This window comes from Psychrobacter sp. JB385 (assembly GCF_900163785.1).
GTDB lineage: Bacteria > Pseudomonadota > Gammaproteobacteria > Pseudomonadales > Moraxellaceae > Psychrobacter.
On the sequence record NZ_FUKN01000014.1, the window covers coordinates 603,168 to 620,738 of the forward strand.

Annotated in this window: 11 protein-coding genes; 5 read left to right on the forward strand and 6 right to left on the reverse strand. The window is 43.0% G+C overall.

Annotation, left to right across the window (positions count from 1 at the left end):
- Positions 1-212: 212 nt before the first annotated feature.
- Together typA and mscL are read left to right on the forward strand one after the other, a co-directional pair.
- Entirely contained in the window at positions 213-2,063 is a 1,851-nt protein-coding gene (typA, locus tag CZ794_RS13675) for a translational GTPase TypA (RefSeq protein WP_087042116.1), read from the forward strand.
- Positions 2,064-2,332: 269 nt separating this feature from the next.
- Positions 2,333-2,776 carry a large conductance mechanosensitive channel protein MscL gene (mscL, locus tag CZ794_RS13680; RefSeq protein ID WP_087042117.1) on the forward strand — a complete coding sequence of 148 codons (444 nt, stop codon included), beginning with the start codon at positions 2,333-2,335 and terminating at the stop codon, positions 2,774-2,776.
- Positions 2,777-2,897: 121 nt separating this feature from the next.
- On the opposite strand, the gene CZ794_RS13685 is transcribed toward mscL, so the two are convergent.
- From CZ794_RS13685 to cysM, 6 genes are all read right to left on the reverse strand, one after another.
- Entirely contained in the window at positions 2,898-3,353 is a 456-nt protein-coding gene (locus tag CZ794_RS13685; protein ID WP_087042118.1) for a hypothetical protein, read from the reverse strand.
- Between the two features lie 285 nt (positions 3,354-3,638).
- Complete coding sequence (gene mutM / locus CZ794_RS13690; RefSeq protein ID WP_087042119.1) at positions 3,639-4,565, reverse strand: bifunctional DNA-formamidopyrimidine glycosylase/DNA-(apurinic or apyrimidinic site) lyase; 927 nt, start codon at positions 4,563-4,565, stop codon at positions 3,639-3,641.
- 55 nt (positions 4,566-4,620) lie between these two features.
- Positions 4,621-7,173: a bifunctional (p)ppGpp synthetase/guanosine-3',5'-bis(diphosphate) 3'-pyrophosphohydrolase gene (locus CZ794_RS13695; protein WP_087042120.1), complete on the reverse strand. Its 2,553-nt coding sequence runs from the start codon at positions 7,171-7,173 to the stop codon at positions 4,621-4,623.
- Between the two features lie 381 nt (positions 7,174-7,554).
- On the reverse strand, positions 7,555-9,096 hold the full coding sequence (gene rlmD, locus CZ794_RS13700) for a 23S rRNA (uracil(1939)-C(5))-methyltransferase RlmD (protein ID WP_087042121.1): 1,542 nt from the start codon (positions 9,094-9,096) through the stop codon (positions 7,555-7,557).
- A gap of 72 nt (positions 9,097-9,168) precedes the next feature.
- A complete protein-coding gene (locus CZ794_RS13705; protein WP_087042122.1) occupies positions 9,169-9,993 on the reverse strand; it encodes a 3'-5' exonuclease in 825 nt (274 codons plus the stop codon).
- A gap of 107 nt (positions 9,994-10,100) precedes the next feature.
- Entirely contained in the window at positions 10,101-11,054 is a 954-nt protein-coding gene (gene cysM / locus CZ794_RS13710) for a cysteine synthase CysM (RefSeq protein ID WP_087042123.1), read from the reverse strand.
- Positions 11,055-11,466: 412 nt separating this feature from the next.
- Between cysM and CZ794_RS13715 the strand changes: the two genes are divergently transcribed.
- From CZ794_RS13715 to CZ794_RS13725, 3 genes are all read left to right on the forward strand, one after another.
- Positions 11,467-15,003: an ATP-binding protein gene (locus CZ794_RS13715; RefSeq protein ID WP_087042124.1), complete on the forward strand. Its 3,537-nt coding sequence runs from the start codon at positions 11,467-11,469 to the stop codon at positions 15,001-15,003.
- Positions 15,004-15,130: 127 nt separating this feature from the next.
- Entirely contained in the window at positions 15,131-15,943 is an 813-nt protein-coding gene (locus CZ794_RS13720; protein WP_087042125.1) for a crotonase/enoyl-CoA hydratase family protein, read from the forward strand.
- 263 nt (positions 15,944-16,206) lie between these two features.
- Complete coding sequence (locus CZ794_RS13725) at positions 16,207-17,466, forward strand: multidrug effflux MFS transporter (protein ID WP_087042126.1); 1,260 nt, start codon at positions 16,207-16,209, stop codon at positions 17,464-17,466.
- The last annotated feature ends 105 nt before the right edge of the window (positions 17,467-17,571 follow it).

Below are 17,571 nucleotides of genomic sequence, written 5' to 3' on the forward strand. Positions count from 1 at the left end.
AGATTGACAGAATGTACATTAGCATAGCTATCTGTATGATGAATTTATCAGTATAGATATATGATTGTATTGAAATTATCTTATTCTAAATATTTTACCTATTGTAAATTCTATCGTGAATAAACCTTCGATCTCTATCTGATTTATAAAAAACGTTTATCCAGCGGCGCTTACTGCTACTGCACTCTTTTAAGACAAAACGAGCATTTTATATGGCGAACGATATCAAACACCTGCGTAACATTGCAATTATTGCCCACGTTGACCACGGTAAAACGACTTTGGTTGATAAGCTATTACATCAATCTGGTACTTTTGGTGACCGCGCAAACATTGCTGAACGCGCAATGGACTCAGGTGATATTGAGCAAGAACGTGGTATCACTATTTTGGCTAAAAACACAGCCATTCGATGGACAGATCAAACTTCAGAAACTGAGTATCGTATTAACATTGTTGATACCCCAGGTCACGCCGATTTTGGTGGTGAAGTTGAACGTGTTATGTCGATGGTAGATTGCGTACTTCTAGTGGTAGATGCTGTCGATGGTCCAATGCCTCAAACTCGTTTTGTCACGCAAAAAGCATTCGAGCAAGGTCTAAAGCCAATTGTTGTTATCAACAAAATTGACCGTCCTGGCTCACGTCCTGACTGGGTAATGGATCAAATCTTTGATTTATTTGATAATCTAGGCGCTAGCGATGAGCAGTTGGATTTCCCAGTTGTTTATGCTTCAGCTTTGAATGGTATTGCAGGTTTAGAAGCAGACGCTTTAGCTGATGACATGACGCCGCTTTTCAAGACCATCGTTGATGTTGTACAGCCACCACAAGTGGATGCAGATGCACCATTCCGTATGCAAATCTCAAGCCTAGACTACAACAGCTTCGTTGGTGTTATTGGTATTGGCCGTATTCAGCGTGGTAAGATTTCAACAAACACGCAAGTAACGGTTATCGATAAGCATGGTAAAACACGCAATGGCCGTATCCTTAAGATTATGGGTTATCATGGCCTTGATCGTATTGAAGTAGAAGATGCGCAAGCAGGTGACATCGTTTGTATCACTGGTATTGATGCACTGCATATTTCAGACACAATCTGTGATCCTAATAATGTTGAAGCATTACCAGCACTAACGGTAGATGAACCTACAGTTTCTATGAACTTCCAAGTAAACAACTCACCGTTTGCTGGTCGTGATGGTAAGTTTGTGACGTCACGTAATATTCGTGAGCGTCTTGAGCGTGAACTGATTCATAACGTAGCACTACGTGTTGAAGATACTGAATCTCCTGATAAATTTAAAGTTTCAGGTCGCGGTGAGCTTCATTTATCTGTATTGATCGAAAACATGCGCCGTGAAGGTTTTGAGCTTGGTGTATCAGGCCCAGAAGTTATCGTAAAAGAAGTAGATGGCAAACTTCAAGAGCCTTATGAAAATGTGGTCTTCGATATTGAAGAAGAGCATCAAGGTTCTATCATGGAACAAGTTGGCTTGCGTAAAGGCGAGATGACCAACATGGAACTTGATGGTAAAGGTCGTATGCGTATTGAAGCAACGATACCAGCTCGTGGCTTGATTGGTTTCCGTTCAGAGTTCTTAACGCTGACCTCAGGTAGTGGTATCATGACGTCAAGCTTCTCACATTACGGTCCTCAAAAGATCGGTGATGTTGGTGGTCGTTCTAACGGTGTATTGGTTTCTATGGCAAATGGTACTTGCTTAGGATTCGCACTGTTTAACCTACAGAAGCGCGGTAAATTGTTTGCTGAGCCACAGCTTGAAGTTTACGAAGGTATGATTGTTGGTCTCAACTCGCGTAACGATGACATGGTGGTTAACCCTACCACTGCTAAGCAGTTAACCAACGTTCGTGCTAGTGGTACTGACGAAGCATTAACATTAACACCAGCTGTCAAGTTTACTCTTGAGCAAGCGCTTGAGTTTATTCAAGATGACGAATTGGTTGAAGTAACACCAAAAGCTGTTCGTATCCGTAAACGTTACCTCACTGAAAGCGAGCGTAAGCGTCACGGTCGTAGCAAAAAAGGTGCTTAATATCAAACAATAGATGATTATCTATTGGAGTGGTATTTGATGCTATTCTTGTTTTAAGATTGGTATCTAAATAGCTGAAAGATTAGCAGTATAGAATGAACGAAATACAGTTCATCTTATACTGCTTTTTTTTGGGCTGTAATTCTTCTATACTGTAAATAGAAGAATCAACAGTAGTAGTGTTTTTAGCTATTGTTCTTTAGGCGTAAAGTTAAGTCGATTATTGAGACCCTTATCTTGTTGTAAATCAATACTTTGAGGAGAGAATAATGAGTATGGTTTCGGAGTTTAAAGAGTTTGCTCTAAAAGGCAATGTAATGGACTTGGCGGTCGGTGTCATTATCGGAGGAGCCTTTGCGACTATCACAAAGTCTTTGGTTGAAGATATTATGATGCCGATTGTTGCCTTCATAGCAGGTGGTGAAATCAATTTCAAGAACATGTTCTTGGTTTTAGGTGATGTGCCTGAGGGCGTTGCTAGGAATTACGATGCACTCAAGCAAGCAGGTATACCAGTGCTAGCTTACGGAAGTTTTATTACCGTTCTTATTAACTTTTTAATTTTGGCTTTTATCATTTTTATGATGGTCAAAATAGTTAATAAAATGCGCCGTAAAGAAGAAGTTAAAGAAGTGGTGAAGCAGCCTTCAGAAGAAGTGCAGTTGCTTCGTGAGATTAGTGCTAAGCTGAGTAATACCATCATTCAAAAATGAAAGTTTTTTATTGATATGAGACAAAAAAGGCTAACGTGATGTTAGCCTTTTTTTGTTTTTTCGGATACTCAGTGTGCAGATATAAGTGTGTCAGATAACACTTCAACTATCTAGCAACGCGTTAAGGATTCACTACAGGTGAGACGACGACATTATCGTTGGTGTTGATTAGAATCTCTGATGGACGATCGACGACAATACGTACAAGGTTGTCATTGCTAACCACTTGTGACTTATAGTAATTGTCTTCAGCAACGGTACAGCCAAGGCAGCGACCCATGGCGTCCCAAGGTTCTACAAATAGCTTTTGCTGTGCTTGGTCTGCATTACCGCCGATCAGCGAAAAAGGGAGGCTGACAATATAAGCAGCCGTACCAGCAACGGCATTAACCAGTTGTAGAGGTTTACCTACGACAGTATCCACCATCATCGTTCCATAAGAAGGACCAAAATCTGTCTCGTCGATTTCTATGGCTGCCAAGGCAGGCTGCATACTCATGACCAGTAAACTTAAGCTTGCAGCAACAGTAAGAACTTTCTGTTTTACTGTCTGTGGCTTCTTGGCTTTGACAATCATAACGATATCCCAAAATTCGCAATTGGTAGGATTATTAGTTGGTATTATTTCTACTCAGAAGAATAATAACAACATAAATAAATTGGATATTACAGAAAAATCAATCATATGCACTATTTGTGTAAGTGTCTACTATATTAAAGCAAGATGTGTCTAAATAAGCAATAAAAATACGTGTAATCGCTTTTCAGTGATAAAAATATAAAATGCTTGATTGAAAAAGATTGGTAGTCATATTCTTTTTTTATGTCAAGAATTAACCAGTAATCAGTGTTTGGATGGCATTTAAATCAAAGGCTGACAAAGAGCACAGTAAACACTGGCTCTACCATTGAGCTTGACGTTTTCAAGTACCGTCTGACAGTGTAAACAGGCTTCACCCTGTCTGCCATAGACGTTTAAGGTTTGCTGGAAATATCCCGTTTGACCATCAGCAACGGTGAAGTCCCGTAATGTAGAACCACCAAGCTTAATTGCTTTTTGCAAAATGACCTTGATATGTCCAACCAACGTTGTTATTTGATCATAAGACAAATGATGGGCAGGGGTAGCGGGATGAATCCCAGATAAATACAAACTTTCTGTCGCATAAATATTGCCAACGCCAACCACCACTTGTTGTTCCATAATTACTGACTTTATAGGGCGCGTGGTAGGTCGTGAGGATTTGCTTGATATAGCAATCTCGACAGCTGTGTTTTTATCGGTACTCTTAGTACGTTGGATGAGATGGTACAAATAGTCTGCCGTAAATACATCTGAAAGTGGTTCGGGACCGAGATGGTCTAATAGTTTACTGCCGTAATCTTCATACCATAATACTGACCCAAAGCGTCTGGGATCATAGTAGTGCAACTGTGATCGCTCGTTATTATCGTCAGTAAATTCGATAATCAAATGATCATGTTTACGCTTATCTGTGCCGTAAGTGAGCTGTTGTAAGCTCCCCGACATTCCTAAATGAATCAAAAGCTGACGCATTTTTGGTCTATCAGCTTGCGTAGCCGTACTTGGTATTGCAGACGAAAAATTGAGTATCAGATATTTGGCCCTGCGCTCGACACTATCCAAGACATAGTCCACTAGCGCCTCTAAGTCATCTGGCATTACCCAGCGCAACTTTGGCTGAAAGATTTTGAGAGCAGTAATTTTTTGCCCCAATAGTGGGGTAAGGCTGGTTTTCGTTGTTTCTACTTCTGGCAATTCAGGCATGATATTTTATGGTAACTCTACGTTAGAATGGATAGATTGTGGTTCTACTCGCTATTTAAGCAACGGCACGACGGGCGTGTAATATGCCATGCTGCTGCTCTAATTTGGCTAAAAGCTTAGACAGATGTGCCAGTCCAGAAACTTCGATATGAAACTTTAAAAAGGCAATATTATCGTCATTACTTAACGTCTCAACTTGACGAATATTGACATTTTCTTTATCAATAATTTGGGTCAAATCGCGTAATAATCCCCGTCTGTCGTAGGCTTCTACGTGAATATCTACTGGTTGGTAGCGCCCAGATTGAACGCGCCATGCCGCCGCTATCTCACGTTCAGGATCGCGCTCGATAAGGCGTAAATACTCAGGGCAACCACGGTTATGAATGCTAACGCCACGTGATAAAGTGATATAGCCTGCAATCGGCTCACCGTGTACAGGATGGCAACAACCTGCGAGATGAACCTCGATATTATCTAAACCGTCGATACGGATTTTATAAGCATCGAGTTTGCCAGCATCTCTAGTATCTACACTGAGGACAAAATCTTCTGGTGGTTTCTCCGGCTCTAAATGCAGCTGCCGAGAAATATGGCTGGTCAATTGATTGAGACCAATATCGCCTGTGACCAATCCAACGATAATATCGTCTGTATTATTGACATTAAAATGTTGCGTATAATCGTTTAAATCAATACTGTTTGGATGTACTGACAGACGCTCAAGCTCTTTACTGAGCATTTGGCGTCCAATCTCAATATTTTTATCACGATCTTGCTTATTAAACCATTGGCGTAGTTTTGAGCGTGCACGGTTGGTATGAATGTAACCAAGCGAGGCGACTAACCAATCTCGGTTTGGCTCGCGTGACGCCTTGGTGATGATTTCAACTTGTTCGCCTGTTTTGAGTTGATAAGTCAGTGGTACGTAGCGTTGGTTGACACGAGCGGCTTGTGCGCGATTACCCACTTGCGTGTGCACATAGTAGGCAAAATCAAGCACAGTCGCACCTTTTGGTAGCTCGGTGATATCACCATCGCGACTAAAGATATAGATGCGTTCAAGTTCGTCAAAATCAACGAGCTGCTCTTCCTCGTCAAAACCCATCTCGTCTATCTCTTCACCTGTCAGTAAAGAGGAGCGCAACTGGTTTCGCGTTTCATTGTTGATTGATAATAGCTGGCGAAGAGAGCTGATTCTTTGGTTCAGATAATTGTCTTTTTTGTTCTTTAGACCTTCTTTGTAATTGACATGGGCACACATGCCAAGCTCGGCCTCGAAATGCATCTCATGTGTACGAATCTGTATTTCAAGAGATTTGTTTTCAGCAATAACAGCGGTATGTAAAGACCGATAACCATTAGATTTGGGATTGGTGAGGTAGTCATCAAACTGTTCGGGAATATAACGCCACAAACCATGCACCAAACCAAGCACATGATAGCAATCTGCCGGATTATTGACCAATACGCGTAGTGCGCGAATGTCATAAAGCTGATCAAACGATAAGCCTTTTAGCTTCATTTTTCGATAAATAGAATAAATGTGTTTGACGCGCCCCGATAGCTCAGCCTCAATATTGGCTTCTGACAACGCTTCGCTTAATTTTTTTTGTACACGCTGGATATAGGATTCACGCTCGCTACGTTTTTCCGACAAAAGTTTTGCAATTTCTTTGTAGCGATCAGGGGCAAGGTAACGAAACGCCAAATCTTCTAGCTCCCATTTGAGTTGAGCGATACCCAAACGGTGAGCCAGTGGTGCATAAATGGTCATGACCTCACGTGCCACGCGATTCTGACGCTCTTCTTTTGAAAAGGTCAACTCTCGCATGGCAAAAGTACGCTCTGCCAATTTGATCAAGACCACGCGCACATCATTAGTGACAGAGATAAGCATGCTATAAATATTTGAGAGCTGGTCACGCTGATTGTTGACGAAATGGTCTTCTAAGCGTTTATTACTTTCAATGATTTCAGACAGCTTACCCATGGCCAATGTGTCTTTGACAAGAGTTGATACGTCAGTGCCAAATTTCTTTTCGATATCATCAAGGCTAATCACAGACTTGCGCGCACTACGGTACAGCATGGCTGCGACCAGTGCGTCCTCATCTTGATATAGATAGGTTAGGATGTCCGTCATACCGATACCAGTCACATAAGCGCCTGAACGCTCAGACTCACTGGTATTCATGTGATTACGGATAAATTCACAAGCGGCACTTAGGTTGGGTACAGACTCTTGCCCAATCCGTTTGGCGACATTATCTAACCACGTCGGCACATCGATATTCACCTGATCTAAATCAATGGTCTCAAGGTCTTTTTCTGAAAAAGTCAGCTTTTTGCTGATAAAGGGATTATCAGCATAATCATTTTCAATCTTTAAATCGTCACTATGAAAAGAATGCAATACCGAGCGATCAAACGTCGTGTGTAATTTATTGGTAGACAGCTGGTATTTGATATCGAGTGGAATTTGCGCATAGCTGTTGGCAGACTGATGAGAACGTTGGCTTGCGACCAGTTGTGCGGCAAGTGCTGCACTATCGGCTTGTGTGGTCTGTCCATCCACTAGCGGCAATCCTTCACGAATTTTTACCATAGCCGACTCCTCTTAGCTATCCTGAATTGAATATAACTTCATCTACGATGTAAACACTTTGAATTGATGGTCAAAACACCAGCCACAAATCAATACAACTGCTAAAAATCTGTATTTTTGGCAACTAAAAAGCGCACGTGCAATATATAAAGCTACGAGTATGAATATTCACTATGTTTTGACTAAACAAATATAGGAAGATTGTTGGTTATTATCTCATTTTAAGGGGACAAATCAAGCGAGGCTATGTAATGTCTGTGCGACATTAGGGTAAACAGCCGTTACTCATTAGCTCAGCTTAATATAGGTTTGAAATAAGCATAAGTTATTGAAAAAACGGCTGTTTATTGTTTTGATGGGCGTGGCGGGTTCAATGAAATATTAAACGGCTACCTTTTCAAACCGAGCAATGGATTCAACGTGACCTGTATGGCAGAACATATCCATCACGCCAGCATGCGTCAGACGATAGCCTTGCTCTAATAAAGCTTTGGTGTCGCGCGCAAGCGTGGCTGGATTACAAGAAACATAAACGATGCGCTCAGCATTGAATTTGGGCAAATACTGCATAATCTCCCATGCACCAGAGCGTGGCGGATCGATTAATAGTGCATCAAAGCCTTGATTGGCCCATGGCTTATCCGTGCAGTCTTGTGTTAAATCTTGGCTATAAAATTCAGTATTGTTGATACCGTTGCGACATGCATTATCTGCTGCACGTAAAGTCATCGCTTCACTACCTTCCACACCAATAACCGATCCTGTTTCTCCAACAAGACGCGCTAATGGTAAGCTAAAATTACCAAGACCGCTGAATAGATCCAAGACGCGCTCACCCGCTTTCAAATCCAACAAATCACAAGCAAGCTTGGTCATTTGACGATTGACAGACAAGTTCACTTGGGTGAAGTCAGTAGGGATAAATTCAAAAGTAAGATCATACTCTGGTAGCTGGTAATACAAGCGCCCAAACTGCTGGCTCATGTCATCGGCATCTGTCAAAGCGATACGTTCAATACTATCAACGCCTTTAGATTGCAGATATAGCTGCCAATTGCGCGCTGCAAAAAACACTTTTAACTTATCAATATCAGCGTCTGATAATGGTTCTAAGTTACGGACAATAAGAGCAACAGGCTGATTGCCATCTGGTAGTTCAGGGATTTGCTCACCCATCGCCAATTCAAGCTGAGCGATCTTATCGCGGCTCTCTAGCGTGCCAATCAAGGTTTTGAGATTCTCAATCTCAAAGCCAATGCGCGGATCTAAAATATGACACTCATTTAACTCAGCCAAAAAGTTACTTGAGCGCTCACGGAAACCGACCAAGGCCGTTTCTTTTTTGACCACATAGCGAACACCAAGTCGAGCTTTGGTACGATAGCCTAGGCGATCACCAACGACTGGCTCAAGCCAATGGTCAGGGGCTGCATTGGCTTGATGCATGAGCATTTCTGCCAAAACAGATTGTTTAAAATTGATTTGACCAGCAGGTTCCCAATGCTGCAAATTACAACCACCGCAGACGCCGAAGTGCGGGCAGGGTGGTACAGCGCGCTCAGGATTGGGGTTGGCAGTAATGCTAATGGCATCGCCTTCTTCAAAACTGTTACGAACATTGGTTAATTTGACCACAGCGCTTTCGCCTGGCAATGCAAAGCTCACAAATATTTTTTTACCGTGTTTTTCTTCAGCATGACCATCTGCGACGCCAAACCCATTACCATATACGGCAACACCGCGACCATCGTGCGATAAGCCATCAATAGTGAATGACAATGGCTCTGCTTCTTTTAAACGACGACGTGTCTTTGACGAAGGCTTAGATTTTTTCTTGCTGGGAGGAATCGCGATGTTTTGAGTGTCACTGGCTTTTTGCGTCGCATCAAGCGCTGTTGGTGTGTTTGAATCGGTGGGTTGCATAAACCTGCCTTAATAATAAGTGATAAAGAACTAAAAAATATGTACAAAAGCCATTAGGATGGATAATGGGCTTTATGAGTTGGGTGCTGATGACCAATCAGCCATAAAATCTTGGTGGCGCGCACTACCATCCGCTTGGGTATATTTTACTAAATAGTCATAGCTTTGCTGCTGCCAAAACTCAAACCCTGTAGAGGACAGCTGACCAGTCAAACGCAACCAGCGCAGATAGATAAGCCAAGTATTCATAACATCAGACTCGCAATATATCGATAGCGTTTGCCAATCGCCATTCATCACAAGATCGCCAACCATGCTACCATCAACGTCCGTTTTACCAGGTAAGCCATACAAGCTTGCAACCACATCCATGGCCTCACGGCGACTGGCACCGTATTGGCTAAATCTATCCATCAAATCAAGATGACGAGTATGAAAGCGATTGACATAATTATCAAAGCGCATATTTTTAATACGTGCGCCTTCTTCAAATAGCCACGGCGCTGATAAATCATATTGCATGGCGCGGTATATCAACACTGGAATGTCAAAGCCTGAACCGTTCCAGCTGATAAGCTGAGGCAATGTTTCAAGGTCACTGAACGCACGAAAAAACTTGGTAAGAATGTCTTTTTCACTAAACTTATCAGCCGTCAATGAAAACAACGATAACTTGCCATCCTTGATGTACAGCGCAGAAATGCACACAATACGCTGCAAGGGTAAGCGCATAAAATCATGTCCCGCTTCTTGGGTACGTATCGCCGTCAATGCGCTCAACGTATCAGCATCATTGAGTGAGGCCAATTGAGGATAAATACGGCGAGCGGCCTCAATATCAGCAACAGTTTCAATATCAAAAACTAAGATAGGGTCAGATGGTAAGGCCTGTGACATAAGTAATCCTGACTGTTTATAAGCTTACGGTTAATCCACTATAAAAACGTTGCTACATTAACGTCTTTTATATTAAATAAACCATACTGATCGGTAGTGTCTGTACGTTAATTGACTGCGACGCTGTCATCCACATTGTATAGGCCGGTCGATAAATAACGATCACCGCGGTCGCAGACGATAAAAGCAATAACGGCATCAGGATTTGCTTTGGCTACTTGAGCGGCGGCCCATGCTGCTGCACCCGACGACACACCTGCAAAAATGCCTTCGGTCTTAGCCAGTTTGCGCATATAAACTTCTGCAATACGCTGATCGACATCCATGACCTCATCAACCAAATCTGCGTCAAAAATACCTGGCATATAAGCCGCAGGCCAGCGACGAATGCCAGCGATGGAGGCCTCTTCATCAGGCTGAAGACCAATAATTTTGATGTCTGGGTTTTGTTCTTTCAGATAGCGTGACACGCCCGTGATCGTACCTGTCGTGCCCATTGAACTGATAAAGTGAGTAATCTTGCCCTCAGTTTGCGCCCATAGTTCAGGCCCTGTAGTCAGGTAATGCGCTTGACTGTTGTCAGGGTTGTTAAACTGGTCTAATACAATACCATCGCCATTTGCTTGCATTTGCAAGGCTAAGTCACGGGCTGCCTCCATGCCTTCATCTACCTCGATCAAGGTTGCGCCATAAGCAATCATGGCGTCTTTACGTTCTTGTGTTGAGTTGGTTGGCATCAGGAGCGTCATCGGATAACCGCGCATGGCAGCCACCATCGCTAAAGCGATACCTGTGTTGCCACTAGTGGCTTCTATCAAGGTGTCCCCAGGCTTAATGTCGCCGCGTTGTTCTGCTTGATAAATCATATTAAAAGCAGGGCGGTCTTTGACTGAGCCAGCAGGATTGTTGCCTTCAAGTTTGGCCAATAAGGTTGCCCCATTGGTGATTTGCTCTTGTTCAGGCAAGCGCTGTAATTTGACTAATGGTGTCTGACCGACGCAATCGGCAAGGGCAGTCACTTGAGTGATAAAGTTGGCGTTTGACATGGCCGTAGTGGACATACAGTATCCTTATTGATTTTTAAAATTTATGTTCAAACCGTCGTATACGTTTTTTAATGATAATGCTAGCGCTCAAATCCATGCTTTAATACGGTGATTATCCATATAAGCCAATGATTTATTAGCAAATTGTAGTAAAGTGATTTTATTAAAATAATGATGCGTAAGAAGTCGCGTCATTATATCACTTTGTTTTTGACTACGCTGAGGGCATCAAGAGATTTTGGTAAATGAACAAGCTCTAGCCATCTTTAACTGTAGAATTATGGTAGACACAGATATCGTTACAATCGGTTATTAATAACGAATCACTCACTAATGCTGTTAAAATACCCACAATATCCAATGAATAAAAGCAACTTGTCACTGCTATTTATACACCGCAAAAAATCCAGTAGAGAGTAAAGATTGCATGGCATACAAAAAACGTTTTGATACCAGCAGCGCCTATGGTCAGCTCATCATCTTGGTGTTTTTGCCAATTTGTGTGCTAGCGGCGGTCGGTGGCATTTTGGTTTTTTACGAAACCATGCGTGCCAGCAATTCAGAACAAGAGGTCCTGGCTGAAGCAGTATTGATTCGTCATACGCCAGTCATTGCCGAGCTGGTTCCTGAGCTATTGGAGCAAACGCAGCAAACAGATAACGACGCCACTATCGATGAAGCAGAGGCAACCAAGCTTGAAGGCATTCGAGATAAGCTGGGTCGTATGCAATCTGAACAACATGTACAGCGCATTGCTATTATTAATGAAAGCAATCAAGTACTCATGGCGGTGGGATATGGGTTAAATGAAGAATGGCCACTGCTGGATGTCGATGTAAAAGAGCATTTTTTGTCGCAAAAACCCACGCCGATTGGTACAGCTTACGGCAGCTTATTGGGGGATTTTGAGGGGCAAAGGCTGTGGCTGCTAGTAGATATGGACAATGAGCCGCTGTATATTGCGCGGTATCGTATTGCCATGGCGTTAGTGATTACGGGCTTGTTTACCATATTGATTCTGTTGCTAAGCTTGAATATTTATTCAAAGCGCTGGATAGCACCTATCTATGAGCTGCGTTTGCAGCTGCAACGTACGGATGTCGAAAATCTATATCAGCCCATTCCTGTTGAGTCGGATGGCGAGCTGAATTTGTTGCAACAAGACTTGGTGAAGACACTGCGCCGTTTACATAGAAGTTTTCAGGAGCTAAAAGATCATGCCGAACAAACAGAGGACGATCTGCGCCTCGCGTTTGATGAGATGGAAATGCAAAACATCTCGATTCGTAATGCCCGTGATGCTGCTATTTCAACCAGCCAAGCGAAGTCGGCATTCTTGGCCAATATCAGTCATGAATTACGTACCCCCCTAAATAGTATCGATGGCTTTATCAATCTGCTCGCGCGTCATGGTGAGTTAAATCCTGAACAAGACTTGTATGTACAAACCATCCGCAAATCTTCGGCACATTTATTGGCATTAGTAAATGACGTTCTCGATTTTTCTAAGATTGAGGCGGGTAAGCTGGTACTGGATCGGCATGAGTTTGATCTTTATGACACCATTTATGATGTGGTCGATATGCTCTCGCCTGTCTCGGCGGAGAAGGGTCTGCGCATGGCAGTGCTGTTTTATAATGATGTGCCAATGCGTATCAATGGCGATGCGCTACGTCTCAAGCAAGTATTGACCAATATCGTGGGCAACGCGATTAAGTTCACAGACAGTGGTGATGTGGTCGTGCGCGTCAGCTTGGACGATCATCGTGACAATTATTTGATGATTAGTGTACAAGACAGCGGTAAAGGCATCTCGCTTGCGGATCAAAAAATGCTGTTTCAAAGCTTTAGTCAAGGCGATCCGTCGATTACTCGCCAGTATGGCGGTACAGGATTGGGTCTGGTCATCTCTAAGCAGTTGACGCGACTGATGGGTGGTGACATTGGTTTTCATGACAATGCGCAAGAAAACATCGCCAATCAAGGCGCAACGTTTTGGTTCCGTATGCCCGCCCATGTCGATGTATTGGAAGCGGCGACTGGACAAACAATTGAGTTGCCAGTGTTGGCACCATTGGCAAGTGACACTGATGAGTTTAACGTTCTGGTATGGATTAACCATACGGCATCGATCCAAGTGCTCAAAGCCAGTTTGCAGTATTTACCAATCAAACTGACACAAGCCAACTCCTTGCCAGGCGTCCTTGAATCCTTAAAAGAGCGCGGTAATTTTTGGGATTGGGTCATCGTTGATGATGATACTCAAGACGATATGATGGCGTTGCTCAAGCAAATTCGACTACATTATCAAGGCAAACTTGCGGTATTTGGTTATCAAGTGGCGGCTGATCAGGCATTATTGAACAGATACCATGCCAATATCCTATACGAGCCTTTAGACAAGCGTCAGCTTTATGCCATGCTTGATACGCAAAATCGCAGTATTCCAAAAAACATGCAAGAGCCTCGTTGGAAAGGCGTGACGGTACTGGCAGTCGATGACCATCTACCCAATCTACTGGTACTAGATGCATTGCTTAGTGAGCTTGGTATTCAGGTGATTACAGCAAGTAGCGGTTTTGATGCTATAGAAATCATCAGTAAACAACACACCAAAAACCTCAAAACAGCAAAGAGTGGCAAGCAAAGCCTTTCAAATAAAACCCAACTCTCCAAAGCCGAAGCTCGAGATGAAATCAGCAAAAAATCATCTGCTGCGCTTTATGCTGAAGAGACGAGTAGTGAAGACAAAGGGGCTGCTCAGGACAAGAGTCATATTGATTTGATCTTTATGGACATTCAAATGCCGCGTATGTCAGGGCACGAAGCGGCCAGACAAATTCGCACGATTGAAAATGATGATAACCGCGTACCCATTATCGCGTTGACCGCTCATGGTTTGGCTGATGAGCGAGACAAGTTGATTGCGAGCGGTATCAATGACTATGTCGGTAAGCCCATCAGTCAGCCGCAGTTGTTACAGGTATTACAAAAATGGCTGGGTCGTACGACAACCACACCAGAATTAACGGCATTGCCAGATACCACCTTACAAGGCATCGACTTGCAAGAGAGTAAGGCTGCGTTTACAAACTTGCAAAATCGATCTGCTCCAGATGGCTATCTCCATGAAAATGTTGAGCACAATATAGATATTGGCGAATACTCAACATGGCCTTCAGACTCCACCCTCATTGCTTATCCATTAATCCAAAATAATGAGAGTGGTCAAGAAGGTGGCTCTGATATGGTCACTCAGCGCAAAATAACTCGGCCATTATCTTTGAAAAAAATTCGTGATGATTACTTACGAGATAGTCAGCCGCGTGAAGATTATAGACGAGAAACGCCGCGTGACACGCAGCCACGTTATGAAAGCTTACGCTTACAAAAACAGGGCGCTACCTCCTTACTTCATCCAGCGAATGGTACTGTAGACAATATCAATAACGGCGCAGGAACAAGTGTAGAGTCAGCACAGTATGAACAAGAAAAAACCGGTTTTGGCAGTCATCAATCACATCCAAATCATTCGCGGATAGATGACATTAATCTTTTAGACATATTAGATTGGCAAGATGCCTTGACTCGCTCCGCAAACAAACCTGATTTGGCAGCCAAACTCATCATTATGATGTTAGATACCATTAATGATGAAAAGCAGGCATTGACGCAAGCATGGGACGCGCGTGACCGTCATATGCTGGCGCAAATTGCTCATCGCATATTGGGCGGGAGTCGTTATACCGGTGTGCCGCAACTGCGTCAGGCCAGTCAAGACTTAGAGGATAAGTGTTTATTGAACCTTCAGCATATTACGCCTGCACAGTTTGCCATGCTTGAGCCTTATTATGTGGCACTAATCACCGCATTAAATAACTTACAAACGTTAGATCTGTCGGCTTACCCTCAGCTGAACTATCATCGTTTGAGTGAAAACGACATGACATGGAAGATGATATAACTTGAATAGGTTTGATGATTAGCTAGCGAGTTTACCGAAGCAGTCAGTTATTGCTACGGTAGAACAAATAGAAGCCTGCTAACATTGCTAGTATCTACTCTATATCTATTCTTTAATAAGGACTGTTATGAACGCGATTGCCACTTATCAGTATGAGACGTTACAAGTCAGTATCACCAACCAAATATTGACGGTGACTTTGAATCGTCCCCACAAAAAAAACGCCATGAGCTTTCAGCTAATCAATGAGCTGATTGCTGTGGCAGGTCATATCGGTAAAGACAAAACCCTACGTGCCGTTATTTTAAAGGGCGCAGAAGCAACATTTTGTGCAGGTATCGATTTGGGTGATCTGAATCATCCAAAAAATAAAGCGTTTGCCTTTTGGGAGCTTGTCAAACCATGGCAGAGCGCTTTTCAACGCGTTTGTCTTGTTTGGCGTGAGTTACCAGTACCTGTCATTGCTGTTTTGGAAGGCTATTGCATTGGTGCAGGGTTACAATTAGCGCTGGCTTGTGATGTGCGTATCAGTCACCCAGATTGTCAATTGTCTATTATGGAAGCCAAATGGGGCCTAGTGCCAGATATGGGTTTAACTCAATCTGCCTTTGGCGTTGTACGACAAGATGTGCTAAAAGAGCTGGCAATGAGTGCACGCATCATTGATGCCAATGAAGGTAAGATGCTCGGTATCATCAGTCATTGTAGTGATACCCCACTTGAGCAGGCACAGGCGCTCGCCGCTGAATTTGCCGAGCGTTCTCCTGATGCGGTGCTGGCAAGTAAACGCATCATCAATGCTATGTACCAACAATCTAAGACCACATTATATAAAGAAAAAATATGGCAGCTCAAAATGATGCTCGGTCATAATCGTAAACTGGCGCTTAGAAAAGCCAAGCAAGCGAGTACCGCATTTGCCAAGCGTCAATTTAGCTAATGGTTTTCATTGAAAATAAATATGGTGACAAACGAGCCTAATAGGAGAGAAGGGCAGATTGATGCCATCCCGTCTGTCGAAACACAAGCAATCCATGCGATATAAAAATGTCTGCTGACTAATATAAAAGTAACGGTGATACCAGTAAATGTGCTTTATAATTGCGGGCGGTTGTTTATAAAGCTTGTCAAAATAATAAATAAAAAACGGTGAATAAAGAACGCATAAATCATAAAACTAACCCTATATAAAATGGTCTGAATATGTCTGCTCCAAAATCCTCTCTACCAAATAAACCCATTGCTTCTGAACGAGTGCGCTCTGCTGATTTGCCTGTTGCATGGATTATGATGCTTGGGCTTATCGTAGCGGTAGGACCCTTATCTATCGATATGTATCTGCCAGCGCTCCCGTCTATGGGTGATGATTTTGGCGTGTCAACGGCTTTTATGGCCAACTCTGTGCCCGCTTATTTTTTGGGTTTGGTATTTGGTCAGCTGTTTTATGGGCCATTTAGTGATCGGGTTGGCCGCGTCAAACCTTTATATATCGGTATGACCTTGTATGTGATCGCCTCGGTTATTTGTGCCACGACAAACAATGAATATGTGTTATTTGTCGGGCGAACGGCACAAGCACTTGGCGCTTGTGTGGGTGCGGTAGTGACACGGGCAGCAATCCGTGATCGTTTGACTGCCAAACAAACTGCCAAAGCTTTTTCTATTATGATTTTGGTCATGGGTTTAGCGCCCATACTTGCCCCATCACTTGGTGCACTGTTTTTGAAATTTTTTAGCTGGCATTCTATTTTTTGGTTTTTGGCCGCCTTTGGTGCGCTTAATTTGTTACTGACCAAGTTTTTCTTTTTTGAGACCTTAACAGAAGAAAATCGCAATGTGCGTCCTGCCAAAGAAGTGCTCAGTCAGTATTGGGATTTGTTGAAAGATCCAACTTTTAACTACCCAGCTATTGGAGGCGGTTTGCTGATGGGCGCAATGTTTGTTTATATCAGCTCAGCTTCTGAGCTGATTATGGACACGTATGGCGTCTCAGCGACACACTTTGGCTGGCTATTTGGTATGAATGCGGCAGGGTTTGTTGGTTTGACTCAGTTAAACCAGTGGCTTACCAACCGTTTTCGTATTTTAAGTATCTTGCGCTTTGGCGCGATGATGCAGGTTGTTTCTGCTGGCGTCCTGTTTACTATTGGTCTGATATTGGGTACAGACGCGTGGCTGCCCTTGGTACTGGCTTGTATTTTCTTTTGTATTGCAGGATTGGGTCTTACCCAGCCGAATGCTTCTGCCATTGCATTGGCCTTTCAAAAGCGGCGTGCTGGTATGGCCAGTGCCTTACAAGGCTCACTCATGTTTTCTGTCGGTATTTTCGGCGGCTTATTGTTAAACCTATTCCCAGTCAATCCTGTTTTAAAGGTTGGTATTGCTATGTTTGCATTGATGAGCTTAGGGACATTCCTCGTTTGGAAGATTGACCGTAATTTAAATCTCGATGAGACCGATTGATATAAAACATCCTTATTTCCATGAGAAAAGCATCCATGCATGGTGAGTGTATGGATGCTTTTTTTATGGTTTCTATATTCCTCTACGTCTCTCAAACGCCTTTCT